Annotated in this window: 21 protein-coding genes; 9 read left to right on the top strand and 12 right to left on the bottom strand. The window is 70.1% G+C overall.

Annotated features, from left to right (window positions below):
- Nucleotides 1-8: 8 nt before the first annotated feature.
- Entirely contained in the window at nucleotides 9-707 is a 699-nt protein-coding gene (locus tag AMYBE_RS0103170; protein WP_020657887.1) for a class I SAM-dependent methyltransferase, read from the top strand.
- Nucleotides 708-711: 4 nt separating this feature from the next.
- Here the strand turns inward: AMYBE_RS0103170 and icmF are convergent, their stop codons facing one another.
- Nucleotides 712-3,951, bottom strand: a complete 3,240-nt coding sequence (gene icmF, locus AMYBE_RS0103165) for a fused isobutyryl-CoA mutase/GTPase IcmF (protein WP_020657886.1) — start codon at nucleotides 3,949-3,951, stop codon at nucleotides 712-714.
- Nucleotides 3,952-4,073: 122 nt separating this feature from the next.
- On the opposite strand from icmF, the gene AMYBE_RS0103160 reads away from it, so the two are divergent.
- Genes AMYBE_RS0103160 through AMYBE_RS0103150 form a run of 3 tightly spaced genes read left to right on the top strand, consistent with a single transcriptional unit; the run spans nucleotide 4,074 to nucleotide 5,511 of the window.
- Nucleotides 4,074-4,418, top strand: a complete 345-nt coding sequence (locus AMYBE_RS0103160) for an ArsR/SmtB family transcription factor (protein WP_020657885.1) — start codon at nucleotides 4,074-4,076, stop codon at nucleotides 4,416-4,418.
- Complete coding sequence (locus AMYBE_RS0103155) at nucleotides 4,415-4,864, top strand: SRPBCC family protein (RefSeq protein ID WP_020657884.1); 450 nt, start codon at nucleotides 4,415-4,417, stop codon at nucleotides 4,862-4,864. Before AMYBE_RS0103160 ends, AMYBE_RS0103155 begins: the two co-directional genes overlap by 4 nt.
- Nucleotides 4,861-5,511: a DUF899 domain-containing protein gene (locus AMYBE_RS0103150; RefSeq protein WP_020657883.1), complete on the top strand. Its 651-nt coding sequence runs from the start codon at nucleotides 4,861-4,863 to the stop codon at nucleotides 5,509-5,511. The genes AMYBE_RS0103155 and AMYBE_RS0103150 overlap by 4 nt, the downstream gene beginning before the upstream one ends.
- Nucleotides 5,512-5,785: 274 nt before the next feature.
- Here the strand turns inward: AMYBE_RS0103150 and AMYBE_RS0103145 are convergent, their stop codons facing one another.
- The 4 genes from AMYBE_RS0103145 to AMYBE_RS0103130 are packed head-to-tail and all read right to left on the bottom strand — an operon-like array spanning nucleotide 5,786 to nucleotide 12,191.
- A complete protein-coding gene (locus tag AMYBE_RS0103145) occupies nucleotides 5,786-6,406 on the bottom strand; it encodes a GTP-binding protein (protein ID WP_084469861.1) in 621 nt (206 codons plus the stop codon).
- Nucleotides 6,387-7,154, bottom strand: coding sequence for a DUF742 domain-containing protein (locus AMYBE_RS46005; RefSeq protein WP_020657881.1), 768 nt, complete (start codon nucleotides 7,152-7,154; stop codon nucleotides 6,387-6,389). Before AMYBE_RS46005 ends, AMYBE_RS0103145 begins: the two co-directional genes overlap by 20 nt.
- A gap of 7 nt (nucleotides 7,155-7,161) precedes the next feature.
- Nucleotides 7,162-7,614 carry a roadblock/LC7 domain-containing protein gene (locus tag AMYBE_RS0103135; RefSeq protein ID WP_020657880.1) on the bottom strand — a complete coding sequence of 151 codons (453 nt, stop codon included), beginning with the start codon at nucleotides 7,612-7,614 and terminating at the stop codon, nucleotides 7,162-7,164.
- A complete protein-coding gene (locus AMYBE_RS0103130; protein WP_245573147.1) occupies nucleotides 7,611-12,191 on the bottom strand; it encodes a sensor histidine kinase in 4,581 nt (1,526 codons plus the stop codon). Before AMYBE_RS0103130 ends, AMYBE_RS0103135 begins: the two co-directional genes overlap by 4 nt.
- Nucleotides 12,192-13,142: 951 nt before the next feature.
- Here AMYBE_RS0103130 and AMYBE_RS0103125 point away from each other — a divergent pair.
- Both AMYBE_RS0103125 and AMYBE_RS0103120 read left to right on the top strand, forming a co-directional pair.
- Complete coding sequence (locus AMYBE_RS0103125) at nucleotides 13,143-13,577, top strand: DUF485 domain-containing protein (protein WP_020657878.1); 435 nt, start codon at nucleotides 13,143-13,145, stop codon at nucleotides 13,575-13,577.
- On the top strand, nucleotides 13,574-15,175 hold the full coding sequence (locus tag AMYBE_RS0103120; protein ID WP_020657877.1) for a solute symporter family protein: 1,602 nt from the start codon (nucleotides 13,574-13,576) through the stop codon (nucleotides 15,173-15,175). Before AMYBE_RS0103125 ends, AMYBE_RS0103120 begins: the two co-directional genes overlap by 4 nt.
- A gap of 59 nt (nucleotides 15,176-15,234) precedes the next feature.
- Here AMYBE_RS0103120 and AMYBE_RS0103115 read toward each other — a convergent pair whose 3' ends face one another.
- The 5 genes from AMYBE_RS0103115 to AMYBE_RS45385 all read right to left on the bottom strand — a co-directional run bounded on the left by AMYBE_RS0103115 (nucleotide 15,235) and on the right by AMYBE_RS45385 (nucleotide 18,671).
- Nucleotides 15,235-15,582: a DUF3817 domain-containing protein gene (locus AMYBE_RS0103115; protein WP_020657876.1), complete on the bottom strand. Its 348-nt coding sequence runs from the start codon at nucleotides 15,580-15,582 to the stop codon at nucleotides 15,235-15,237.
- A 26-nt stretch (nucleotides 15,583-15,608) separates the two neighbouring features.
- A complete protein-coding gene (locus AMYBE_RS0103110; protein WP_027927331.1) occupies nucleotides 15,609-15,986 on the bottom strand; it encodes a hypothetical protein in 378 nt (125 codons plus the stop codon).
- A gap of 145 nt (nucleotides 15,987-16,131) precedes the next feature.
- Nucleotides 16,132-17,073 carry a lytic transglycosylase domain-containing protein gene (locus AMYBE_RS0103105; protein WP_020657874.1) on the bottom strand — a complete coding sequence of 314 codons (942 nt, stop codon included), beginning with the start codon at nucleotides 17,071-17,073 and terminating at the stop codon, nucleotides 16,132-16,134.
- 619 nt (nucleotides 17,074-17,692) lie between these two features.
- Nucleotides 17,693-18,175 (bottom strand): hypothetical protein, encoded by a 483-nt coding sequence (locus AMYBE_RS0103095; RefSeq protein ID WP_020657872.1) that lies wholly within the window; start codon nucleotides 18,173-18,175, stop codon nucleotides 17,693-17,695.
- Between the two features lie 328 nt (nucleotides 18,176-18,503).
- Nucleotides 18,504-18,671 (bottom strand): hypothetical protein, encoded by a 168-nt coding sequence (locus tag AMYBE_RS45385; RefSeq protein WP_020657871.1) that lies wholly within the window; start codon nucleotides 18,669-18,671, stop codon nucleotides 18,504-18,506.
- Nucleotides 18,672-18,869: 198 nt separating this feature from the next.
- Between AMYBE_RS45385 and AMYBE_RS0103085 the strand changes: the two genes are divergently transcribed.
- Nucleotides 18,870-19,391 (top strand): GNAT family N-acetyltransferase, encoded by a 522-nt coding sequence (locus tag AMYBE_RS0103085; protein ID WP_020657870.1) that lies wholly within the window; start codon nucleotides 18,870-18,872, stop codon nucleotides 19,389-19,391.
- 113 nt (nucleotides 19,392-19,504) lie between these two features.
- Here the strand turns inward: AMYBE_RS0103085 and AMYBE_RS0103080 are convergent, their stop codons facing one another.
- Entirely contained in the window at nucleotides 19,505-20,647 is a 1,143-nt protein-coding gene (locus AMYBE_RS0103080) for a CaiB/BaiF CoA transferase family protein (RefSeq protein WP_020657869.1), read from the bottom strand.
- A gap of 30 nt (nucleotides 20,648-20,677) precedes the next feature.
- A complete protein-coding gene (locus AMYBE_RS0103075) occupies nucleotides 20,678-21,832 on the bottom strand; it encodes an acyl-CoA dehydrogenase family protein (RefSeq protein WP_020657868.1) in 1,155 nt (384 codons plus the stop codon).
- A 98-nt stretch (nucleotides 21,833-21,930) separates the two neighbouring features.
- On the opposite strand from AMYBE_RS0103075, the gene AMYBE_RS0103070 reads away from it, so the two are divergent.
- The gene (locus AMYBE_RS0103070; protein ID WP_020657867.1) at nucleotides 21,931-22,539 is read left to right on the top strand and encodes a TetR/AcrR family transcriptional regulator; all 609 of its coding nucleotides are present in this window, start codon (nucleotides 21,931-21,933) and stop codon (nucleotides 22,537-22,539) included.
- 66 nt (nucleotides 22,540-22,605) lie between these two features.
- Nucleotides 22,606-24,216: a succinic semialdehyde dehydrogenase gene (locus AMYBE_RS0103065; protein WP_020657866.1), complete on the top strand. Its 1,611-nt coding sequence runs from the start codon at nucleotides 22,606-22,608 to the stop codon at nucleotides 24,214-24,216.
- Nucleotides 24,217-24,271 lie beyond the last annotated feature (55 nt).

Here is a 24,271-nt window from a genome sequence, read left to right as displayed (position 1 = left end):
GGTCCGGCATGCCCGACACCGACTTCGAGCAGATGTACCAGGGCGAGAGCCCGCTCGGCGACAGAGTCCCGTGGGACATCGACGGCCCGCAGCCCGCCCTCGTCGCACTGGAGGCGACCGGCGCGTTCCGCGGCGAAGTCCTGGACATCGGTTGCGGCCTAGGCGAAAACGCGCTCTTCCTGGCCTCGCGCGGACACCGCGTGACCGGGCTCGACGGCGCCCCCACCGCGCTCGCCCGCGCCCGCGAAAAGGCCGCCAGCCGGGACCTGGCGGTCACCTTCGCGCAAGCCGACGCCACCCGTCTCGACGGGTACGAAGGCAGTTTCGACTCTGTCCTCGACAGCGCGCTCTACCACTGCCTCGACGAAGAAGACCGCCACACTTACCTGGCCGCGCTCACCCGCGCGACCAGGCCCGGCGCCCGGCTGAACCTGTTCTGCTTCTCCGACGCCGTACCGGAGAATTTCCCCGGACCAGCCCGGATCACCGAGCAGAACCTGCGCGAAACCGTCGGCAGGAACTGGACGATCACCACGATCGAGCCGGCCGCCTACGTCACCGCGATGACGCGCGAAACGCTGCAGCGAGCCATGTCCGCCTTCTCGCCGGACCAACGAGCGGACCCGGCCGCGCTCGCCGCGCTGGAGACGGACGAGCAGGGCCGGGTCCAGGTGCCCGTGTGGCGATTGGCCGCCGAGCGGGCGTGAAGCGTCAGACGTTGCGCCGGTACTGTCCGCCCACCTCGAAGAACGCCTCGGTGATCTGACCGAGCGAGCACACCCGCGCGGCATCCATCAGCACGTCGAACAGGTTGCCGCCGCGGGTGGCCGCTTCACGCAGCGTCTTGAGCGCCTGCTGCGCCTCCTCGCGGTGCCCCTGCTGGAAGTCGGCCAGCCGGCGCAGCTGAGACTGCTTCTCGTCCTCGGTCGCGCGAGCCAGCTCGACCTCGACGTCGTCCTCGCCGGCCCTCGGGTTGCGGAAGGTGTTGACGCCGATGATCGGCAGCGATCCGTCGTGCTTCTTGCGTTCGTAGAGCAGCGATTCGTCCTGGATCCGGCCTCGCTGGTAGCCGGTCTCCATCGCGCCGAGCACGCCGCCGCGTTCGGAGATCCGGTCGAACTCGGTGAGCACGGCTTCCTCGACCAGGTCGGTCAGCTCGTCGATCACGAACGAACCCTGCAGCGGGTTCTCGTTCTTCGACAGGCCCCACTCCTTGTTGATGATCATCTGGATAGCCATCGCCCGGCGCACCGAGGACTCCGACGGCGTGGTGATCGCCTCGTCGAACGCGTTGGTGTGCAAGGAGTTCGCATTGTCGTACAGCGCGCACAGCGCCTGCAGCGTGGTGCGGATGTCGTTGAAGCTCATCTCCTGCGCGTGCAGCGACCGGCCGGAGGTCTGCACGTGGTACTTGAGCTTCTGCGAGCGGTCGTTCGCGCCGTAGCGCTCGCGCATCGCCACGGCCCAGATCCGCCGCGCGACCCGGCCCAGCACCGAGTACTCCGCGTCCATCCCGTTGGAGAAGAAGAAGGAAAGGTTCGGCGCGAAGTCGTCGATGTTCATGCCGCGCGCGAGGTACGACTCCACGTAGGTGAAGCCGTTGGCGAGCGTGAACGCCAGCTGCGAGATCGGGTTCGCGCCGGCTTCGGCGATGTGGTACCCGGAGATCGACACCGAGTAGAAGTTGCGCACCCCGTGCGAGATGAACCATTCCTGGATGTCGGCCATCATCCGGAGGCTGAACTCGGTGGAGAAGATGCAGGTGTTCTGGCCCTGGTCTTCCTTGAGGATGTCCGCCTGCACGGTGCCGCGGACGTTCTTCAGCGCCCACTCGCGCAGCTCGGCGGCCTCGGCCTCGGACGGCTCGCGCCCGTGCTCGTGCTTGAACGCGGCCATCTTCTGGTCGATCGCGGTGTTCAGGAAGAACGCCAGGATGGTCGGCGCCGGGCCGTTGATCGTCATCGACACCGAGGTGTTCGGCGCGGTGAGGTCGAAGCCGTCGTAGAGCGCCTTCATGTCGTCCAGCGTCGCGATCGAGACGCCCGAGGTGCCGACCTTGCCGTAGATGTCCGGCCGGGTGTCCGGGTCGTGGCCGTACAGCGTGACCGAGTCGAACGCCGTGGAGAGCCGCTTGGCCTCGGAATCGGCCGACAGCAGCTTGAACCGGCGGTTGGTGCGGAACGCGTCGCCCTCGCCGGCGAACATCCGCGCCGGGTCCTCGCCCTCGCGCTTGAACGGGAACACGCCCGCGGTGTAGGGGAAGTAGCCGGGCAGGTTTTCCCGGCGCAGGAACGAAAGCAGCTCGCCAGACTCGGTGTAGCGGGGCAGCGCGACCCGCGGGATCCGGTTGCCGGACAAGGTTTCCCGCCACAGCTGGGTGCGCAGCTCCTTGTCCCGGATCTTCACCACCAGCTCGTCCTCGCGGTACTGGGCGGCCAGCGCCTCGAACCGCTCGAGAAGCTTTGTCGACTCGCCGTCCACATCGGACTCGGCAGCGGCCAGCAGGCCGTCCAGCGCGTCCGTGCTCGCATCCACCTCGGACAGCGCGGCCTTGGCCTCGGCCAGGTGCTCGCGCTTGCGGACCGCGGCGACCTGCTTCTCGGTCTGCGTGTGATATCCGCGCACCGTCTCGGAAATGTCCGCGAGGTAGCGAGCCCGGCTGCCCGGGATGATCGTGCTGGCGTCGGTGGACACCTTGCCCGACACCGCGGGCAGCGTGCCGGCCGACACCGACAGGCCGCGCTCGGCGAGCAGGTCGCGCAGGTGCTGGTACAGCGCGGTCACGCCGTCGTCGTTGAACTTCGCCGCGCTGGTGCCGTACACCGGCATCTCTTCGGGCGCGGAGCCGAACGCCTCGCGGTTGCGCACCAGCTGACGCGCCACATCGCGGCGCGCGTCCTCGGCGCCCCGGCGCTCGAACTTGTTGATCGCGACCACGTCGGCGAAGTCGAGCATGTCGATCTTCTCCAGCTGCGACGCGGCGCCGAACTCCGGCGTCATCACGTACAGCGACTCGTCCACGTAGTCGACGATGCCCGCGTCGCCCTGGCCGATGCCCGGCGTCTCCACGATCACCAGGTCGAACCCGGCCGCCTTGCAGGCCAGGATCGACTCGCTCAGCCCCACCGGGATCTCGCCGGTGGTGGTGCGGGTGGCCAGCGAACGGAAGTACACCGGCGAGCCGTCGAGGCAGTTCATCCGGATCCGGTCGCCGAGCAGCGCACCGCCGCCCTTGCGCCGCGACGGGTCGACCGCGAGGACCGCGATGCGAAGCTTGTCCTCCTGGTCGAGCCGGAAGCGGCGGATCAGCTCGTCGGTGAGCGAGGACTTGCCGGAACCGCCGGTGCCGGTGATGCCCAGTACCGGCACCTGCCGCTGACCGGCGGCCTCGGTGATCGCGGACAGCCACTCGGTGGGCAGGCTTTCGCGCTGGAGCTGGGTGATGACCCGCGCGAGCGCCGGCACGTCGCCGGAGAGCAGCTTGTCGACCGAGGCGGGCGGCTGCGCGGACAGGTCCGTGTCGCAGGCCTTGATCATCATGTTGATCATGCCCGGCAGGCCCATCTCGTAGCCGTCTTCGGGCGAGAAGATCCGCGCCACGCCGCGCGAGTGCAGCAGGTCGATCTCCTCTCGGACGATGACGCCACCGCCGCCGCCGAACACCTTGATGTGCCCCGCGCCGCGTTCGTTGAGCAGCTCGACAAGGTAGCTGAAGTACTCGACGTGGCCGCCCTGATAGGCGGAGATGGCGACCCCCTGCACGTCCTCGGCGATCGCGGCGGTGGCCACCTCGTCGACCGACCGGTTGTGGCCCAGGTGGACCACCTCCGCGCCCTGCGACTGGAGGATTCTGCGCATGATGTTGATCGAGGCGTCGTGGCCGTCGAACAAGCTGGAAGCCGTGACGAACCGGACCGGGTTCGCGGGACGGTACAGGTCGCTGCCGCTCATCCCCCCAATTTACTAGGACTTCCTACTATTGGAAACCGGAGCTGGAAGTGACCCGGCTCTCAAGGCTTGACGACCGAGCTATATTCAACCTGCTAGTTAATTAACCAAGTGATTGAGAACCGATGCCGACAGATCAGCTGAGCACCACGTTCGCCGCGCTGGCGGACCCGACCCGGCGCGCGATCCTCGCCCGGCTCACTCGCGGCGAGGCGACGGTCAACGAGCTGGCAGAGCCGTTCGAGGTGAGCCTGCAGGCGGTGTCCAAGCATCTGAAGGTGCTGGAGCACGCCGGACTGATCAGCCGCGGCCGGACCCGGCAGTCGCGGCCGTGCCGCCTGGAGGCCGCACCGCTGGCGAGCGTGGCGGGCTGGGTCGCCGAGTACCGGCGGTTCTGGGAGGACGGGTTCGACCGGTTGGACCAGCACCTGCGGCAGCTTCAGGCGGAAGAGGAGGAGACCGGAAAATGACGAACCCGGACCGGGGACTCACCATCGTGCGAGTCTTCGACGCGCCCTGCGATCTGGTGTTCCGTGCCTGGACCGATCCGGCTCAGTTCGCCGCCTGGTTCGGCCCGCACGGGTTCGTCGCGTCGGAAACAAGCACCGACCCGCGTCCCGGCGGGGTCTGGCACAGCCGGATCACCAGCGCGGAACGAGACATCGACCGCCGGGTGTCCGGCGTCTACCGCGAGGTCTCGCCGCCGTCCCGGCTCGTTTTCACGTTCCAGTGGCAGCACCCGGAAGACGAGGTCGGCGAAACCGTCGTGACGATCGATTTCGCCGAGTTGGCGGGCAAGACCTCGATGACGTTCCATCAAGCGCCGTTCCCGACCCAAGCCGAGCACGACGGCCACTTCGACGGCTGGCAGCAAGGCTTCGCAGATCTCGACCGCATCCTGGAGGCAGCGAAATGACCACCGCACTTCCCCGCATCGTTTCCCCCGAAGAATGGGCGAGCGCACGAGAAGAGTTACTGCGCAAGGAGAAGGAGCTGACCCGGGCGACGGACCGGGTGGCCGCCGAGCGCCGTCGGATGCCGATGGTCCGCTTCGGCAAGGACTATGCGTTCACCGACCGGGAGGGCAGGAAAAGCCTGCTGGATCTCTTTGCTGGGCGACGGCAGCTGATCGTCTACCACTTCATGCTGTTTCCCGGCGACGAAGCCGGCTGCCCGGGCTGTTCCCTGCTGGTGGACAACATGAGCAACCCCGCGCATCTGAACGCGCGCGACGTGACTCTCCAGGTCGTCGCGCCCGCGACGCCGGCCGAAATCGAGCGATACTGGGCCCGCATGGGCTGGACCGTCCCCTGGGCCTCCGCGGCAGGAACGGACTTTCTCGCAGACTGCGGGATCGGCGGCGGTTTCGGCGTGAGCGTCTTCCTCCGAGACGGAGACGACGTCTTCCGCACGTATTTCACGTCGAACCGCGGCGGAGACCAGTTCGTCACGACCCTGCGCTACCTCGACGTCACGCCCTTCGGACGCCAGGAAGCGTGGCAGGAAGAGTCGCGCGGCACCGACGCCCCCGGTGCCTGGTGGCGCCGCCACGACGAGTACTGAACGCCCCCCGCCCAGCCACCACCCGCCCCGACCAAACCCGACCAACCGCGGGATCGCGTCGGCGTCTGATGGAGCGGTGCGCACGGCCCCCCGGGCCGGGTGCACCGCTCCATCAGACGCCGACGCGATCCCGCACGCGCCGACGAAGTCGGCGCAATCCAACACAGATCCCGCACGCGCCGACGAAGTCGGCGCCATCCAACACAGTTCGGCGACCTTCAAGCACAAGCCAGCCGCACCTTCAGCGCCGCCACACGTTCAGCGCCGCCCGAAGTCAGCGCGCCTGCCCGGCCTTCGCCGCCCGCAACGCGATCCACTGCCGCATCGCGTACTCGACCAGCGTGATCAGCGTCTGCTTGGTCGATTCGCGCTCCCGGGCGTCGCACCGGACGATCGGGATGCTCGAATCGATCGACAGCGCTTCGCGCACGTCGTTGATGTCGTGTTCGAGCACGCCGTCGAACGTGTTCACGCCGACGATGTAGGGCAGGCCGCGGTCTTCGAAGAAGTCGATCGGCGCGAACGAGTCCGCGAGGCGGCGGGTGTCGGCCAGCACGACCGCCCCGATCGCGCCGCGCACCAGGTCGTCCCACATGAACCAGAACCGCTGCTGTCCGGGCGTGCCGAACAGGTACAGGATCAGGTCGGTGTCGAGCGAGACGCGACCGAAGTCCATGGCGACCGTCGTGGTCGTCTTGTGCGGGGTCTGGTCGAGGTTGTCGATGCCGCGGCTGGCGTCGGTCATCATCGCCTCGGTGGTGAGCGGAACGATTTCCGACACCGAGCCCACAAAGGTCGTCTTGCCCGCTCCGAAGCCGCCCGCCACCACGATCTTCGCCGATGTCATGGTCGGGGGCGCGGTTTCCCGCGGTGCCTTAAAGCCGACGGAGTCCACTCAAAACCCTTTCCATCAACACCAAGTGCGCTTCGGCGCCTTCTTGACCCGAGATCGTCCGGTGCACGGTGACCAGTCCGGCGTCGGCCGCGTCGCTGATCAGCACCCTGGCCACCCCCAGCGGCACGGACAGCACCGCCGCGATCTCCGCCACCGAACGCGGGGTCCGGCACGCTTCCATGATCGAGATGCTCTCGATCTGTTCCGCCGCCGCCTGGGGGAAGCCCCCTGCGGCGACATGGTCTTTCGTGGAGATCAAGGTCTCCAGTTCGAGCGCGTAGTTCGCCCGGGTGCGCCCGCCGGTGAGAGCGTACGGCCGCACGATCGACGTTTCTTCGGCCGGGTCCATCGGTTCGGGAAACGCGGGCCGCACGATCGCCGAGGGCATGGAGAACTCGCCGCTCGGCGGTCCTGGGTCGAAGATCCCGCCTGGTCTGGGGCCGTCGGAGTCCGTACTGCCCGGTGGAGAGACGAGAGAGGTCACACCATCTCCTTGGTCGGCCGGCGGCGGTGGTGCTGCCGGCGAGTCCGCTGTCGCGTGCGCTCCCGCGACGGGCGGCGCTGGGGACTCGGATTCCTTCGCTTCTTTGGCGCTCTTCTTCCGCTTTCTGCGCGAGCGGCCCGAATCCAGGCTGAACCCGTTGAGGACGTCGGCGAACGTGCCGTCGTCGCCGCCGGCCGCCTCCCCGCGCGGGGGCTCGCCGACGTCTCCGGGCTCATCGCCGAACAATCCGGACCCCTGGCTCATCGCGCCATCATCCCACCGGTTCGCCGATCAGCGAGCCACCGGCACCCTGCAGCTGCGCGCGCAGCTCGGGAGTCAGGATCTGACCCACCCGGTCGACGAGCATCGTCATCTCGTAGGCGACCTGCCCGATGTCGCAGTTCGGCGCGGCCAGGATGGCCAGGCACGAACCGTCGCTGATGGACATCAGCACCATGATGCCGAGTTCCATCTCCACGACGGTCTCGCGCACCGCGCCTGCTTCGAAGCAGCGAGCGGCCCCCTGGGTGAGGCTGACCAGCCCGGACGCCACGGCCGCGAGCTGGTCGGCACGGTCGAGCGGCAGCCGGTTGGAGGCCGTCAGCAGAAGACCGTCGGCCGACACCACGACCGCGTGCGCGACGCCGGGGACGCGCTCGGCGAAGTCGTTCACCAGCCAGCCGAACTGATTCTGCTGCGGCTGGGCCGCATTCGGCGAGGTCATTCACCCTCCAATGTTTCGTGGTTCGTCTCAGCGGCCTGCGCGGTGCGGTGCCTGCCGCGCTGGATCCCTTGCTGGAAACTGCTCAGGCGGCCGCGCACGTCGTGCGCGTCGCGGGACGGACGGGGACTCGCCGCCCCGGAAGGCGGTGGTGCGCTGCCGGGGAGAAGCTGCTCTCCTCGACGGCGCCGGGGCAATCCTGCCGAAGTGAACGAAGCGGGTGCCGACTGGGACACCGACTGGACCGTTCGCCACCCGTCGTCGGACCCGAAGTTCCACTCCGCGCCACCCTCCGCCGGGTTCGGCGAGGCATCGGCGGCCGGAGTTCCGACCGGAGCCGAGGCGCCGTCCGCGCCGGCCGGCTGCGCGGGGTTCTGCCGTGCGGAGGACTTCCGGGAAGGCAGCTGGCCCGGCACGGAAGGCTGGCCCGCCGCGGCGGTCCGGCCTGGCTCTCCGGCCTGGCCGGGCGCGGTCGGCTGGGCGGGCGTGCCAGGCCCGGCCGTTCCTGCCTGGCCGAGCCCGTTCGCCTGGCCCGCCGCGGCGGTCTGGCCGTTCGCCTCGCCGGAAGTCCCGGTCTGCCGCGGAGTCGGAGTCTCGGACTGCCCGGGTGCACCTGCTTGACCGGGTATCCCGGCCCAGCCCTGCGCGCCAGCCTGCCCCAGCCCGGCGGTCAAGCCCTGCGCCGGGGCCCGGCCCGGCTCGGTCTGGCCCTGCGCCGGGGTCTGGCCCGGTGCGGTCTGACCGGTCGCGCTTTGCTGGCCGCTCTGTCCGGCGGAGGTCTGCTGCTGCGCGGACGGCGTCGCGGCACCGGGCTTCGGCGGGAGCGGCTGGCCCCACAAACCGGTCGTCGCGCCCTGCCCCGGGACGGGTTGCTGGCCGCGCGCCGGAGCCGATCCGGCGGATGTCGCTCCGCCCGGGAGCCCGCCTGGCGCCGCAGGAGGCTGTGCGGCGGCGTCCGCCGGCTCGGCCGGAGCCTCCGCCGCGTCCGCGACCTGCCCTGCCGCCGCCTTGCCTGGTGCGCTGGAGTCTTGCGACGCGTCCGAAGCCAGGCCGTTCGCCGGCTGCCCGTTGGCGGAAGCCTGCGCCGCTGCCTGCGAGGCGGTCGGCGTCTGGGCCGTGCCCGACACTGCCGCTTCGAGGCCGGCCACCGCGGCCGGGACCTGGTTCGGGTCGCTCGGCGGAGCTGGCGGGAGGCTGCTCGCGCCCTTGCGCCGGCTGGGCAGGCTGTCCGGCTTGTCCGGCCGGACTCCGCGAGGCTGTTGCGGCGCCGGGGTTTCCGCGCGCACGGCCGAAGCGGGCTGGCGCGGCCAGCCGCCGTCCGGGTCGAACGCCGGGGGCACGGCCGGGACCGGGGCGGTCTCGTCGGTGTCGCCGGTCTGCGGGCGGCCGCTGCCGAGCGCGGACGGCGAGCCGGACCACATCGAGCCGCCGGTCGAGTCCGGGGTGCGCGGCGGCGTTCCGCCGGGACGGTTCTCGACGCCGAACGCCGCACCGGCGACTGCCTGCCGCCGGGTCGCGGTGTCGTGCCCGCGCGGAGACTCCGGCGTGACGGCATCGGTTTCCGCCGGGCCGGCGTCCGGCGAAACCCCGGCGGCGTCGCCGGTTGCCGGCTCGAGGCCGATGGTCTCGCCGACTGCCTGACGGCCGCGGGTCACCCCGCGCTGGAAGCTGTTCAGCCGGCCGCGCACGTCCGCCGGGTCGCGGACCGGGAGGTCGCTGCTCTGCGGTTCGGCGGCGGGCATCGCACCCTCCGGCGTGGCGCTGCCCGGCATGAGCTTCTCGCCGCGCTGGCGTCGGGGCAGGCCCGACTTCGTGAACGCGGTCGGCTCCGCCTGGGAGAGTGCCTGAACCGTCCGCCAGTTTTCGTCGCTGGCGAAGTCCCAGTTGCGCTGCTGCTGTTCGGCGTCGGCGGTTTCCGTGCTCTGCGCGGGAGTTTCGGCCTTCTTCTCGTCCGAAGAGGACTCAGCGGACGCAGAGGACGCCGCAGCGACGGGCGGCTGCACCGGAGACCGGAACCACGCCGAGAGCATCTCGTCGAAGATCGGCGTGTTCTCGATCGTGGTCTCGGCCGCGGACGGCGGCGGGACCTCCGGGACCTGCTGCGCGGCCTGGTTCCACCAGTCGCTCAGCGTCGTCGCGTTGGCGGCGGAGAACAGGTCCTTGCCCGAGGGCAGTTCGCTGCCCCGCTCGTCGCGCGCCGGTTCGGCGGGAGCGGCCGGCTCCGGCTCGGGCTCGGACTCCGGGCGCGGCGGCGGCACGTTGACGATCTGCGGCAGTTTCGGCGCGGGCGGCGGCGGGGCCGCCCCGTCGTCGTCGCGCGGGATCGGACTGAACAGCGCGGTGCCGGACACTTCCAAGTCGGACGGCGGGCGCGCGTCCCCGGAGAAGCCGGCCAGGTCGCCCGCCGAGGGCCACCGCTGCGGCTCGTCGAAGTTGCCGCCCTGCTGCGGGACCAGGCCCGGCCGGGCCGAGCCGTTGGTCGGGCGCTGCCGGCGCGGCAGCCCGCCCGGTGCGGCCGGCGGCGCGGCGAAGCTGGTCGCCGGGCCCGGCTTCTGCCCGTGGCCTTCCGGGGCGACGCCGGGTGCGGCCGGCATCCCGGTCATCACCAGCTCGGCGGGCACCACCACGGTGGCGCGGACGCCGACGATGTCCTTGCCGCCGTGCAGCGACACGCCGATGCGGTGGCGGCCGGCCAGCCGGCCGACCACGAACAGGCCCATCCGGCGCGACGTCGCGAGGTCGACCGAGCCCGAGTCGGTGAGCCGGCCGTTGGCCTCCACCACCTCGTACTCGTTCATGCCGATGCCCTTGTCGAGGATGTCGACGTTGAGCGAACCGTCCTCGGCGAGCCGCGTCGCGACCGTCACCTGGGTTTCCGGCGCGGAGAACGCGGTCGCGTTGTCCAGCAGCTCCGCGATGAGCCGCTGGACGTCGCTCGCGGCGAACCCGACGATCTTCACCGCGGGCGGATGCTGCACGGAAACTCGCTGGTACTGCTCGATTTCCGAGACCGCGGCGCGCAGCACGTCGTGGGTGGGGACCGGCTGGCCGGAGCGGCGGCCCGGCTCGGCGCCGGAGAGCACCATCAGGTTCTCGTTGTTGCGCCGCATCCGGGTGGCGAGGTGGTCGAGCTGGAACAGGGTGGCGAGCTGGTCCGCGTCTTCCTCGTCGCGCTCCAGCCGCTCGATCAGCTGCAGCTGCCGCTGCACGAGGCTCTGGCTGCGCCGGGACAGGTTGACGAACACGCTCGAGTAGCCGGCCCGCATCGCGGCCTGTTCGGTCGCCAGCTTCAGCGCCTGGCTGTGCACCTTCTCGAACGCCCGCGCGACCTCGCCGACCTCGTCCTGCACGTTGACCGGCACCGGCTCGACCTCGACGCTCTGCGCCCGGCCCTCCTGGATGTTCCGGACCGCCTCGGGCAGGTCCTTCTCCGCAACGTCCAGCGCACTGCGCCGCAGGACCTTCAGCGAGCGCAGCAGCTGGCGAGAAATGACGAACACGACCGCGGCGGCCGCGGCGAGCGCCACGAACAGCAGCACCGCCAGCAGACCGGCGCTGCTGCCCGCGTCCGAGGCGAGCGCGGACGACGTCGCCGTCAGGTCGGCGTTCATCCGGTCCGCGACCTCGGACATCTGTTCGGTGACGGCGTGCGAGGCGTTGTTCCACTCCTGCGCGGACAGCCGCTTCAGCGCGTCCTCAGTGGACATCCCCTGTTCGCCGAGCACGGTGCCGAGCATCCGCTTGCGGTCGTAGGAGGTGTCCGGTTTGAGGCTGCTTTCCAAGTCCTGGCGCTGCGGCGCGGTGGCGGCCGCGTTGAAGTCGGCGAGCCGGTCGTCGTAGCGGAGGTCGGCGGCGCGGACGTCGCTCAGCTGCTGCGGAGTAAGCGCGCCGGTCGAGATGCCGTAGGCGACCAACGCCTGGGTGACCGAGGCTTGTTCTTCGGCGGCCTCGAGATCGTGCAGCGCGCTCGGCGTGCCGCCCAGCGCGTCCGCGCTCGAACCCGCGGCGACCGCGGAGTCGGCGGCGATCAGCGTGGTGGTGACCGCGTTGTAGTCGCCGACCGCCTCGGCCGCGTCCAGCAGCCCGGCGCCGACCTGCTGGCGGATGACGGCGATCTCGTTGACCTGGGCGCTGGCGGAGTTGACCGCGCCGGACACGCTGGGGGTGTCGTTGCTCGCCCGGGCGGCGGCCTCGGTGAACGGAGCGACCGCGGCGTCCGTCTTGGCGCGCGCGGTCTTCAGCTGGGGGGTGACGCCGGCGGTGCCGGCGATCAGCTGCTGAGCGGTGGCCGTGCGTTCGTCCTGCAGCCCGTCGGTGAGGGTGCGCAGCGCGGTGCTCAGCGTTACCAGGCGGTCGATCCGCTGGTAGTCGCTCGATCGCGCGACCTGGCCCGCGATGGCAGTGATGCCCAGGACGAGCGCGAGCACGATGGGGACCAGAGTGACGGCGGACAGCTTGACCGGCAGGCTCCAGTCCCGCCAGCGCAACGCTGCCTGCCAGCCCGAGGACCAGCGCGGTCGCTTGGGCGGGCGGCCGAGCAGCTTCTCCACAGGCACTTGGCCTTCTCCTGCAACGGTCACGAAAGTGACTCCCTGTCCGGCGTCGTGGCTGCCCGTCGGCGGTTCCCTGCCGCGACGGCTGCGCGCGGTGCGCGACCGGCCGCGGTCCGCCTGCCCGCGCCGGCGATCGGAGGCGGGCACGACGCGGCTGATCCAGAACCCGCCGGGGCGCCGTGCGGCTTCCCGGGACTTTGCACGTGCACGACGCAACTTGCGGTCTGCACGGCGGTGGTCGAGATCAACTTGTCTGCGCCTATCGATCGCTGCGGGCGGCTGGGGCCAAAGAATCGTACACCAATCGCCGCCACTGTTATTCCGTTCCGCATCGGACGGTTGACCAGGGAAAATAGCCGAAGTATGCGGAGTCGGCGGCGGGCTTTCGGCCAAGAACGCCCGCTGTGGGATTTCCGGTTACGGGGCGCTCCGGCCTGCGACGTCCGGCCGTCACCCGATTAGCCCACACAGGGTAAGCATCACCCCCTATAGGACTACGCTCCGTGCCCCCATCGGGTGGGTTCCTTCGCAAGATGAACCCGATGTTGTGGACATGCAGCGACGCGCCGCTCGACCCGGTGATTTTTGCCAGCCTCCCCTCTCGGCCTGGGATTCCCCGTCCGCGCGTCCGACCGGACGCCGAACCGGAGCGACCGCCCCGCCGGGCGGCTACGACCGGTCACCGTATTGGATCTTGACCGGCCCGTCACTCCGCCATCTGCCGCAACCGGCACGGATGCCGACAACTCCCCGTTACATTGCCGCTCACTATTCCGAGTGATCAGGCTGTGATCTGCCCTGAACTCGCTGTTTACCGTTATTTAGCGGTCGAATAGGCATTTCCGGGAACCCCGGGAACCGGCTTTTTCCGCGTTCCGCCGCCGTCGTTACTATGGCCGCCTCCCAGTCCGCAAGGGCGATCCGGGCACTCTTCGCAGCAGCCCCTCGCCACCACCGCGCAAGTTGCCGGAGGCAGCAATGCACAACGTCGCGCGCACCACCGGTGAGCCGAGCCCGGCCGAGACCACCGGCCAGATGCCGGCCCTGTTCGACCACGCCGAGGCCGTCCCCACGCCGGGCAGGCGCCGCAAGCGCGGGCCGGACTACGAGCAGATCCAGCGCAGCCCGCAGTTCCGGTCCCTGCGCGGCCGGTTCCGCCGGTTCGTCTTCCCGATGAGCATCGGGTTCTTCGTCTGGTACCTCGCCTACGTCGTGCTCGCCGCCTACGCCAGCGGCTTCATGAGCACCCCGGTCTTCGGCCTGGTCAACGTCGGCATGCTGCTCGGCCTCAGCCAGTTCGTCACCACTGCGGCGATCACCGCGCTGTACGTCCGCTTCGCCGACCGCGAGATGGACCCGCGCGCGGCCGAGATCCGCGCGCAAAACGCCGTCCCGGAAGGAACCCCTCAGTGACCACCACTTCGCTCGCCGAAGGAGCTTCGGCAAGCAACCCGTTGATCAACACCGGGGTATTCGCTCTGTTCGTCGCGATCACCCTTTTCGTGGTCTACCGCGCGGGCAACCGCCGGTCTTCCACCTCGGGCTACTACACCGCCGACAGCGCCTTCACCGGACGACAGAACGGCATCGCGCTGTCCGGTGACTTCCTGTCCGCGGCGTCGTTCCTCGGCATCGCCGGCGCGATCGCGATCAACGGCTACGACGGCTTCCTCTACTCCATCGGCTTCCTCGTCGCGTGGCTCGTCGACCTGCTGCTGCTCGCGGAACTGCTGCGCAACACCGGCCGCTTCACCATGGGCGACGTGCTCAGCTTCCGGATGAAGCAGCGTCCGGTGCGCGCCGCGTCGGCCACGTCGACGCTGGTGATCTCCTTCTTTTACATGCTCGCGCAGATGGCGGGCGCGGGCGGCCTGGTCGCACTGCTGCTGGACGTCCACTCCAAGTGGGGCCAGGCACTGGTGATCACCGTAGTCGGGCTGGTGATGATCTCCTACGTGCTGCTCGGCGGCATGAAGGGCACCACCTGGGTGCAGATCATCAAGGCCACCATCCTGCTCACCGCGGCCTCACTGATCACGGTGTTCCTGATGGGCAAGTACGGCTTCAGCTTCTCGAGCCTGCTCCGCGCGGCCACCGACCACAGTCCGATGGGCAAGGACTTGCTCTCTCCTGGCGGTGCCTACGGCAAGAGCGGGACCACGAAGCTCGACTTCGTGTCGCTGTCGCTGGCCCTGGTGCTCGGCGTCGCTTCGCTGCCGCACGTGCTGATGCGCTTCTACACCGTGCCGAACGCCCGCGAGGCGCGCCGCTCGGTGGTGTGGGCGACCGCGTGCATGTTCGTGTTCTACCTGTGCACGCTGGTGATCGGCTTCGGCGCGGCGGCGATCGTCGGCCCGGCCGAGATCAAGGCCGCGCCCGGCGGCGAGAACTCGGCCGCGCCGCTGCTGGCCCTCCACGTGGGCGGGACGGTGCTGCTCGGCGTGATCTCCGCGGTCGCGTTCGCGACGATCCTCGCCGTGGTGGCCGGGCTGACGCTGACCGCGTCCGCCTCGTTCGCGCACGACGTCTACGCGAACGTCATCAAGCGCGGCAAGGCGGAGCCGGAGGACGAGGTCCGGGTCGCCCGGCTGACCGCGGTCGTGATCGGCGGGTTCGCCATCGTCGGCGGCATCCTCGCCAACGGCCAGAACATCGCGTTCCTCGTCGCGCTCGCGCTCGCCGTGGCGGCATCGGCGAACCTGTCGACTCTGCTGTACTCGCTGTTCTGGAAACGGTTCAACACCGCCGGGACGTTGTGGAGCATCTACGGCGGGCTCATCGCATGCGTCGTGCTGGTGCTGTTCTCGCCGGTGGTGTCGGGTGCGCCGGACTCGATCTTCCCGAGCGTCGACTTCCACTGGTTCCCGCTGAAGAACCCGGGCCTGGTGTCGATCCCGGTGTCGTTCCTGTGCGGTGCCATCGGCACGTTCGCCGGCCGCGCGAAGGGCGACCCGGCCAAGCACGCGGAGATGGAGGTCCGGTCGCTGACCGGCATCGGCTTCGGCTCCTGACCCCTGGCACGAAAAAACCGCGGTACCGGGAAAATCCGGGTGCCGCGGTTTTTTCGTGCTCAGAAAATGTCGCGTCCGGCCTGCACCCGGTGAGTCACCCGGCGCTCGACGACGAACGACACGAACGGGACGCACCCGGCCAGCAGGACCAGCACCGTGCTCTTGATCGACCAGCGGGCCTTGATCGCGAGGTCGATGGTGAGGACCAGGTAGATCATGTACAGCACGCCGTGGATCGGCGAGTAGACAGCGGCCGGCGTGGCGTTGCCGAAGCCGTACTCGATGACCATCGTCGCGCAGAGAGCGAGCAGGCCGACACCGGTCACGTACGCGCTGGCCCGGAACCGGGTCAGCGAGCCGGACACCTTCGTCTGGCTGGTCGGGGCACCGTCGGTGCTGGTGGTCATAGGAGCGTCCTCACTTCCGCGGGCGTTCAGGACTGCTGGTCGCGGGCGTTGAGCTCGCGCAGGTAGCGGTTGTAGGCGGCGAGCTCATCGTCCTCTTCGACGGGCGGCGCGGGCACGGCCGGGCGCGGCGCGGGCACGCTGACCGGAGCTTCGTCCACGGTCTCGCCCGCCGCGACGGCGGCTTCCTCGCGTTCGCGCAGCTTCTTGATGCGCCAGAACATGAACGCCGGGAAGAGCCCGAACAGCGGCCACTGCAGCACGTAGCCCAGGTTCTGGAAGGTGCCGGTGGCCGAGGTGAACCGGTCCCACTGCCACCAGGCCAGCCCGCAGCACAGCGCGAGGCTCACGACGCTGGTGGCGACGATCAGGAGCCGGCGCCCGAGCGGGGACACATCTGCTGGCACGACATCGACGCTAGCACTGGCCAGGCGGAGGGTTCCTGAGAGGCAGCGAGGTCGTGACCTGCGTCCCGGCTCGCCAGGTCCGGGAAGGGCCGCTTGCCGGAATCGGATGTCGGCGAGGGGCCTCACGCGAGCTGGTCCGGAGTGATCAGCCGGCTTGGACTTTCTGCGCCGACTTGGCGTAGCCGTCGGCCAGGCCGAAGACCTTCTGCGCGTACTCGGTCGAGTTGTTGTACGACAGGATCCCCGCCCACCAGCCCGACGGGCTCGACATGTCGCGGCCGCCGGCGCAGAGGTAGCGGGCCGCGGTGAGGGCGGCGTCGTCGATCTGCTGCGGATCGGCGAGGCCGTCCCCGTTCCCGTCCGCCGCCCACTTGCGCCAGGTGCTCGGGATGAACTGCATAGGGCCGACCGCGTGATCCGCGTACGGGTCGCCGTCGAGCTGGCCGCCGTCGGTGTCGCCGATCGCACGGACGCCGGGGGAACCGTCGAGCGGGACGCCGATGATCGGCTTCGACGGGCGGCCGTCGGGCTGCAGGACCGCGCCGCCGTACTGGCCGTGATTGGACTCGATGCGGCCGATGCCGGCCAGCGTCGCCCAGGAGATGCGGCAGCCGGCGTCCGCCTGGCGCATCGCGAGTTCGGCGTTGCCGTACGCGCGTACCGCCCGCGCCGGGATGCCGGTCACCGTCGCGACCTTGGCCGCCCAGCCTTCCAGCGGGTCACCGCCGCCGGAGTGCGCGGCCTGCGGCGCGGTGCCCTGATCGGTCGCGTTCCCGGCGACGATCGCCTTGACCGGTGCGACCGAGCCCGGCCGCACGTCCACGGCCTTGACGCTGAGCGCCGGAATGTCGGTCGTGGTGGGGCTGGCGGTCGGAGCCGCCGCCCTGGTCACGATCCAGATCCCGCCGCCCGCGACCGCGAGCACCGCGACCACCACGGCCAGCCGCACCGCGAGCGCGGCACCCGGCCCGCGCTTGCGGGCAGGCGACGGTTCGGCAGGCGACACGACCGCGGCCGGTACGACGGCCTCGGCCTGCGCCGGGTCGGCGTCCTGCGCGGTGTCAGGGGTCTGTCCGGTGGCGGGCACGAAACTCCGGTCTCCAGCGTGGTGGGGGTTCGCAACACTCAACGAGCCCGCGCAGGTTAGCGTTACGCGCGCGCTGCGATGTCGCTCGCCACGCTGGTTCACTCGACCGAGTAATCCGGCCTCGCCAGCCAGGCTTGCCCTGCCTCGAACGACGCACCGTCCGCCGAGAGGACTCACCCGGCCGGGTTACCCGGCCCGGTATGCGCCGATCGATCCGCTTGGCGGGGTGTCGCGGCTTTTCGGCTGATCCGCCTGTTCGGCCATCGACAGGCACCGGCCGGCGGTCCCGCCTCCGGCGAGCACCCCGAGAGAAATTCCGCGGATGGGCGGCAGCGCCGTCCGATTCCGCAAGCGCGAGAACTTCCGCTGTCCCGCCGCTCAGATGAGCCGGGATCGACGCCATCCGCCGCTCAGCCGCGCTGAGGTGGAAGCCATCCGCCCAGCCAATCCGGCTCGGCCCGCGCCAGCCAGGCAGCCTCCGCCGCGGCATCGCGCTCGGCTCGACCTGGCTCAGCCAGGCCGAGATCCTCAGCCAGCCGAGCGGATTCCCGCTGCCCCGCAACGAAAGCCGCACTTCCGAAAAGAAACCTCCGCCCCGGCTGGGGCGGAGGCGACTTCGTCAGGCCGGTTTCTGCTGGCGGGCGAGCCGGGCGACACACCAGGCCGGCGCGCTGCCGCGGCGCAGGTGCTGCAGAACAGTCATCGGACCGAGCCGACGGGCCAGGTCGGACGGGGCGAGGCCGGCCGCACGGTAATCCAGGGCTCGCTGGTCCAGCGGGCTGATCCCGGCGTCCCACCATTGTTCGGCTTCGGCGACGTCGCCGACCATCTGCCACCATCCGGCAGCGGCGACGAGCAGGTCTTCCGGGACCTCCGGCAGCCGGGCGCGCATCGCGTCCAGGTAGCCGGGGTCGGCGGCCTCGACCGGCGCCCAGCGGGCGGGTCCGGACCGGGCGCGCTGGCCGGGGATGCCGGGCGGAGCGGCCGGCGCGTCGGCGAGCCAGGCGGAAGCGATGCGATCGACCTCCTGCTCCTCGGGGGTCTTCTCGCGCTCGGCCGACCACTGCCGGATCAACGCGTCCACTCCGGGATCTCCGGTCATCCCTGCCTCCTCATCGGTCCCCGACGGGCAGACCTCGACTGTCTGCCCCGTTGCGCGTCCACGACTGGCACCCCACGCGTGACCAGGCGGAAGGCCCGCCGTGACCCGGTTCCCGGGGGATCGGAGAACCGATTGATCACGCAATGTGAGCACCGTAGGGCGGCACCGGGTTTCTCCGCCATACCCCGGACCCGACAAATTCCATGACCAGGCGATTTCAGGGGGCAATCCACCCGGATGGTCGAGCGAAACGGCCGCATCCCAGGACTAGGTGACCGAGCGTGACAAACCCGCCGGGAGATCTCCCGGCGGGCATCGAATTCCGAGGTCAGGCGAAGAGACTCTTGAAGAAGGTGATGATCGCTTCGGCGCCGTCCTTCAGCCAGCCGAGCAGCCGGTGCACCAGGTCCGCGGAGTGGGTCGGCTGCGTGATCAGGAAGAACAGCACGAGGACGACCACTCCGATGATGACGATCTTCTTCAGCCCGCTCGACATGGCTCCATCCCCGTCCGCTCCCCCGGGGCCCCGGGCGGGACGCCGGCCCTGCCCCCGCAGAGTCCTCTCCCACTCTAGTGAGCACCTGACCGGATGGCCCGTCGCCGGCGCAGAACCCACCGGAAAGATCACTCCCGGGTGAGGGCGCGCACCATCGGGTGACACCGCGACCGGAAGCGGCCTGGATAAGCTCCCGCGATGGACGACGGCGCAGTGACTCTCCGCCCGGTGCGCGAGTCCGACCTCGATCTGCTCGAAGCGGTCACCAACGACCCGGAAACGGTCGGCGAGCACCAATGGTTCGGCTGGCACGATCCCGGCTATCTGCGCCGCCAGTGGCGCGACAACGGCATGCTGACCACTGACCACGGCATGCTCGTCCCGACGCTCGGCGAGCGCCCGCTCGGCATCGTCTCGTGGCACCGCACCCGGACCGGCCCGCACACCTACTGCTGGAACATCGGCATGGTCCTGCTGCCGGAGGCGCGCGGACACGGCCTCGGCGCTCAGGCACAGCAGCAGCTGGTGCGCTACCTGTTCGCGCACACCCAGTTCAACCGCGTCGAGGCGAGCACCGAGGTCGGCAACCGGGCCGGGCAGCGGTCGCTCGAAAAAGCGGGGTTCACCCGCGAAGGGGTCCTCCGCGGGTTCGACTTCCGCGACGGGCTTTGGCGCGACCACGTGCTCTACTCGGTGGTCCGCTCCGATCTGCCCGGGTGAGCGCGAACCTCGCGCCCCCGCAGGCCGGGTCCGTGAAGGGAACATTGAGGGACTCTGAGTCCCTCAATGTTCCCTTCACGGCATCTCCCGGCGGTGCGGCACTCACCCGCCGCTCAAGCGATCGCGCCAGCGGTCCGCAGCGCGGCCACTCCTTCCGCGTCGTAGCCCAGCTCCGCCAGTACCTCCGCGGTGTCCGAGCCCTTCTCGTGCGGTGCTTCCGGAGTCGCCGGGGGCGTCCGGTCGAATCGCGGGGCCGGCGCGGGCTGCACGGTGCCGCCGATGTCGACGAACGTGCCGCGCGCCGCGTTCTGCGGGTGTTCGGCGGCTTCCCACGGCGACAGGACCGCGGTCAGGCACGCGTCGGTGCCTTCCGCGCGGGCGACCAGTTCGGCACGGGTGAACCGGCTGACCGCATCGGCCAGGATCTTGCGCAGCCGCGGCCATTGGCTCTGGTCGAGGTGCACTGGCAGGTCCTCGTTCTCCAGCCCGAGCACCTTGACCAGGTCGGCCCAGAACCGCATCTCGATCGCGCCGAGGGCGACGTACTTGCCGTCCGCAGTCTCGTAGGTGTCGTAGAACGGCGCGCCGCCGTCGAGCAGGTTCGTGCCCCGCTCCCCCGGCCACACGCCGGCCGCCCGCATCCCGTGCAGGCTCGTGGTGAGCAGCGCCGCGCCTTCCACCATCGACGCGTCCACCACCTGGCCGCGCCCGGACGTCGTGCGTTCGTGCAGCGCGGCCAGCAGGCCCATGGCGAGCAGCAGGCCGCCGCCGCCGAAGTCGCCGACCAGGTTGAGCGGCGGCACCGGCCGCTCGCCGGCCCGCCCGATCGGGTCGAGCGCGCCGGCGACGCTGAGGTAGTTGATGTCGTGCCCGGCAGCCGAGGCGAGCGGGCCGTCCTGGCCCCAGCCGGTCATCCGGCCGTACACGAGCCGCGGGTTGCGCGCGTGCACCTGCTCCGGGCCGATGCCCATGCGTTCCGCGACGCCGGGCCGGAAGCCTTCGACGAGCACATCGGCGCGGTCGGCCAGCCGCAGCACCAGCTCGACGCCTTCCGGCGTTTTCGTGTTGACGCCGATGGACCGGCGGCCCCGGGCGAGCGGGTCGTTCGGGATGCCGAGCACGTCGGCGCCGGGAGTGGCCCGGTCGATCCGGATCACGTCGGCGCCGAGGTCGGCGAGGATCATGCAGGCGAACGGGGCGGGCGCGAGACCGGCCAGCTCCACCACCCGCAGCCCGGCAAGCGGACCTTGCTTCACGGGAAAGTCCTTTCGCGGCAGCGACGAGGGTCAGAGCGTGCGGGAGATGATTTCCTTCATGATCTCGCTGGTGCCGCCGAAGATCCGGGAGATCCGCACGTCGGTCCAGGCCCGCGCGATGGGGTACTCGGTCATGTAGCCGTAGCCGCCGAAGAGCTGGACGCAGTCGTCCACCACCTTGTTCACCCGCTCGGTGGTCCACAGCTTCGCCATCGCCGCGCCCTGCACGTCGAGTTCGCCTCGGAGATGCCGTTCGATGCACTGGTCGAGGAAGGCGCGGGAGACCGCGGCTTCGGTCGCCGCCTCGGCGAGCTTGAACTTCGTGTTCTGGAAGGTGAAGATCGGCCGGCCGAACGCGGTGCGTTCCTTGGTGTAGTCGATGGTCAGGTTGACGGCGGATTCGAGACCGGCGACCGCGGTCACCGCGATGATCAGCCGCTCCTGCGGCAGCTGCAGCATCAGCTGGACGAAGCCCTGGCCCTCGGCGTCGCCGAGCAGGTTCGCGGCGGGCACCCGGACGTCGTCGAAGAACAGCTCGGCGGTGTCCTGTCCCTTGAGCCCGACCTTGTCGAGCACGCGACCGCGGCGGAAGCCCGGCGTGTCGGTCTCGACCACGATCAGAGACACGCCCTGCGCGCCGGCGTTCGGGTCGGTCTTGCACGCGACCACCACCAGGCCGGCGTGGAAACCGTTGGTGATGAACGTTTTCGCGCCGTTGATCACGTAGTGGTCGCCGTCGCGGACCGCGCGGGTGGTGATGCCCTGAAGGTCTGAACCAGTACCCGGCTCGGTCATCGCGACCGCGCCGACCAGCTCGCCGGTGGCCATCTTCGGCAGCCACTCGCGCTTTTTCGCCTCCGACGCATACGCCAGCAGGTAATGCGCGACGATTCCACTGTGGACGGTGACGCCCCAGGCGCTGTCCCCGGCCCGAGCCTGTTCCTCGTACAGCACGGCTTCGTGGGCGAAAGTGCCGCCGCCTCCGCCGTACTCCTCCGGGATGGAAAGGCAGAGCAGGCCGAGTTCGCCCGCCTTGTTCCAGATCTCCCGGTCCAGTTTCTTCTCAGCCGCCCAGCGCTCCTGGTTCGGCATGAACTCCTTCTGGAGGAACGACCGGGCGAGTTCCCGGAGGTCCTCGAGTTCGGTAGTGCTGCTCCACGAGCTCTTCTGGATCTGCAACGGCACGGCGACGCCTCCTGCTGACTGGAAAACATGACGCTTGGCAGGTAAGTTCTAACCGGAATGTACATCCGAGCCGTCCGGTACGTAAAGCAGGAGCCGCGATGACTGAGGTCGCCCGGGGACACCGCACCCAGGCCGAACGCCGGGAGCAGACGCGCACCGCCCTGCTGGACGCGACGATCGACTGCCTGGTCGACATCGGGTACGCGCGCACGTCGGTGCAGGAAATCTGCGGCCGCGCAGGCGTGTCGAAGGGCGCTGTGCAGCACTACTTCGCCGCCAAGGCCGAGCTGATGGCGGCCGCGGTCGAGCACCTGACCACGAAGCTGCGCACCCAGCTCGCCGCTTCGCTCGTCGATCTGCCCGGCGGCGCGTCCGGGGTCGCGGCAGCGATCGACCTGCTCTGGGAGGGCTACTCGGGCACCCTCTCCACCGCCGTCACCGAACTGTGGGTCGCCGCTCGCACCGACCCGGAGCTGCGCTCCGCGATCCGGCCGGTCGACCGCGCGCTGGGCCGGGCGACGCTGGAGCACATCAGCACCGTCGCCGGCGACCTGCCGAAAGAACGCGCGGAGATGCTGTTCTGGCTGACCGTCAACCTCACCCGCGGCCTCGCCCTGGACGCCGAGCTGGGCGGCGACCCGCGCCGGCGCCGCCAGCTGCTGGAGGAGTGGAAGCGGATCGCCGTGCTGCTGTATTCGGGCGACTAGTTTCCATACCGCCGGTATGGTGTACTCGTCGGTAACACCCGGCCCGCATGGAAGAAGGTGCGCTCAGTGACGAGTACGACCCCGGCGAAGCTGACCGAGCCGCCCCTGCCCTCGACTGTCGGCGGCGTTCCCGGCGCGCCGTCCGCAGCCCGCGCGGCCGCCCTCGTAGCCCGGGTGACCGGCGGTGCCGACTCCGCGCCCGTGCGGATGGCGGCGCCGTTCACCGGCGAGGCGATCGCCTCGCTCCCCCAGGCCGGCGACGCCGAGGTGCGCGCTGCCTTCGCGTCCGCCCGCGACGCACAGCGGGAATGGGCGGCGCTGCCGGTGTCGCGCCGTCAGCAGTTCCTGCTGAAGCTGCACGACCTGGTCCTCGAACGTCAGGCCGAGGTGCTCGATCTGGTGCAGGTCGAGGCCGGAAAGGCCCGGATCGACGCATTCGACGAGGTCAGCGCCACCGTCCTGGTCGCGGCTTACTACGGCAAGCACAGCGCCAAGATCCTCTCCCCCCGGCGCGCGCCCGGCGTCATCCCCGGGCTGACGCGCGCCGGCGAACTGCGCCATCCCAAGGGCGTCGTCGGGATCATCTCGCCGTGGAACTACCCGCTCGCGCTCACCGCGATGGACGTGTTCCCCGCGCTGGTGGCCGGGAACGCGGTCGTGCAGAAGCCGGACAACCAGACCGCGCTGTCCGCCTTGTGGCTGCAGGAACTGGCCGAGAAGGCCGGATTGCCCGCCGGACTGTGGCAGATCGTGCTGGGCCGGGGTTCGGAGATCGGCGACGCCCTGCTGGAGGAATGCGACTACCTCTGCTTCACCGGCTCCACCCCGACCGGCAAGAACCTGGCCGGCCGGATCGCGCAACGGCTGACCAGTTATTCGCTGGAGCTGGGCGGGAAGAACCCGATGCTGGTCCTGCCCGACGCGGACATCGCGAAGGCAGCGGCAGGCGCGGTGACGGCGTGCTTCTCGTCGGCTGGGCAACTCTGCGTGTCGGTGGAACGGATCTACGTGCACGAGAGCGTGCGCGAGGAGTTCACCCGGGAGTTCGTCTCGCGGACGGCAGCGCTTCGGCTGGGCGGTTCGTTGGACTATCGCGCCGTAATGGGGTCGTTGACCTCAGCCAGCCAGCTGAAGACGGTGTCGGCGCACGTGGAAGATGCCCGCGCCAAGGGCGCGAAGGTGCTCACCGGCGGACGGCCGCGGGCGGATCTCGGGCCGCTGTTCTACGAGCCGACCGTGCTGACCGAGGTGAGCGCCGAGATGACCGCGTTCGCTTCGGAGACGTTCGGGCCGGTGGTGTCGATCTACGGGTTCACCGATGTCAACGAGGCGATCGAGCGGGCGAACGACACACCGTTCGGGTTGAACGCCAGCGTCTGGACACGCAACGGCCGGGCGGGCTGGGAAATCGGAGCGCGGCTCAAGGCAGGCACGGTCAACGTCAACGAGGGCTACGCGGCCACGTTCGGAACCGTCGGCGTGCCGATGGGCGGCATGAAGGAATCCGGTGCTGGACGGCGCAACGGCGCGGAGGGCCTGCTCAAGTACACGGAGCCGCAGTCGATCGCCATGCAGCGCGGCATCGGGCTGCGGCCGCCGAAGGGTGTTTCGGGGTCGCTGTGGGCTCGGCTGATGACGGCGAGCATGAAGCTGCTGCGGCGGCTGCCCGGGCGGTGACGACTCGGGGTGCCTGACCCGGTCAGGCACCCCGAAGCTGAGCTGGATGGGCGCG

Source organism: Amycolatopsis benzoatilytica AK 16/65, from assembly GCF_000383915.1.
GTDB lineage: Bacteria > Actinomycetota > Actinomycetes > Mycobacteriales > Pseudonocardiaceae > Amycolatopsis > Amycolatopsis benzoatilytica.
Note: the sequence above shows the minus strand (reverse complement) of the source record. Positions and strands in the feature narration are given on the sequence as shown.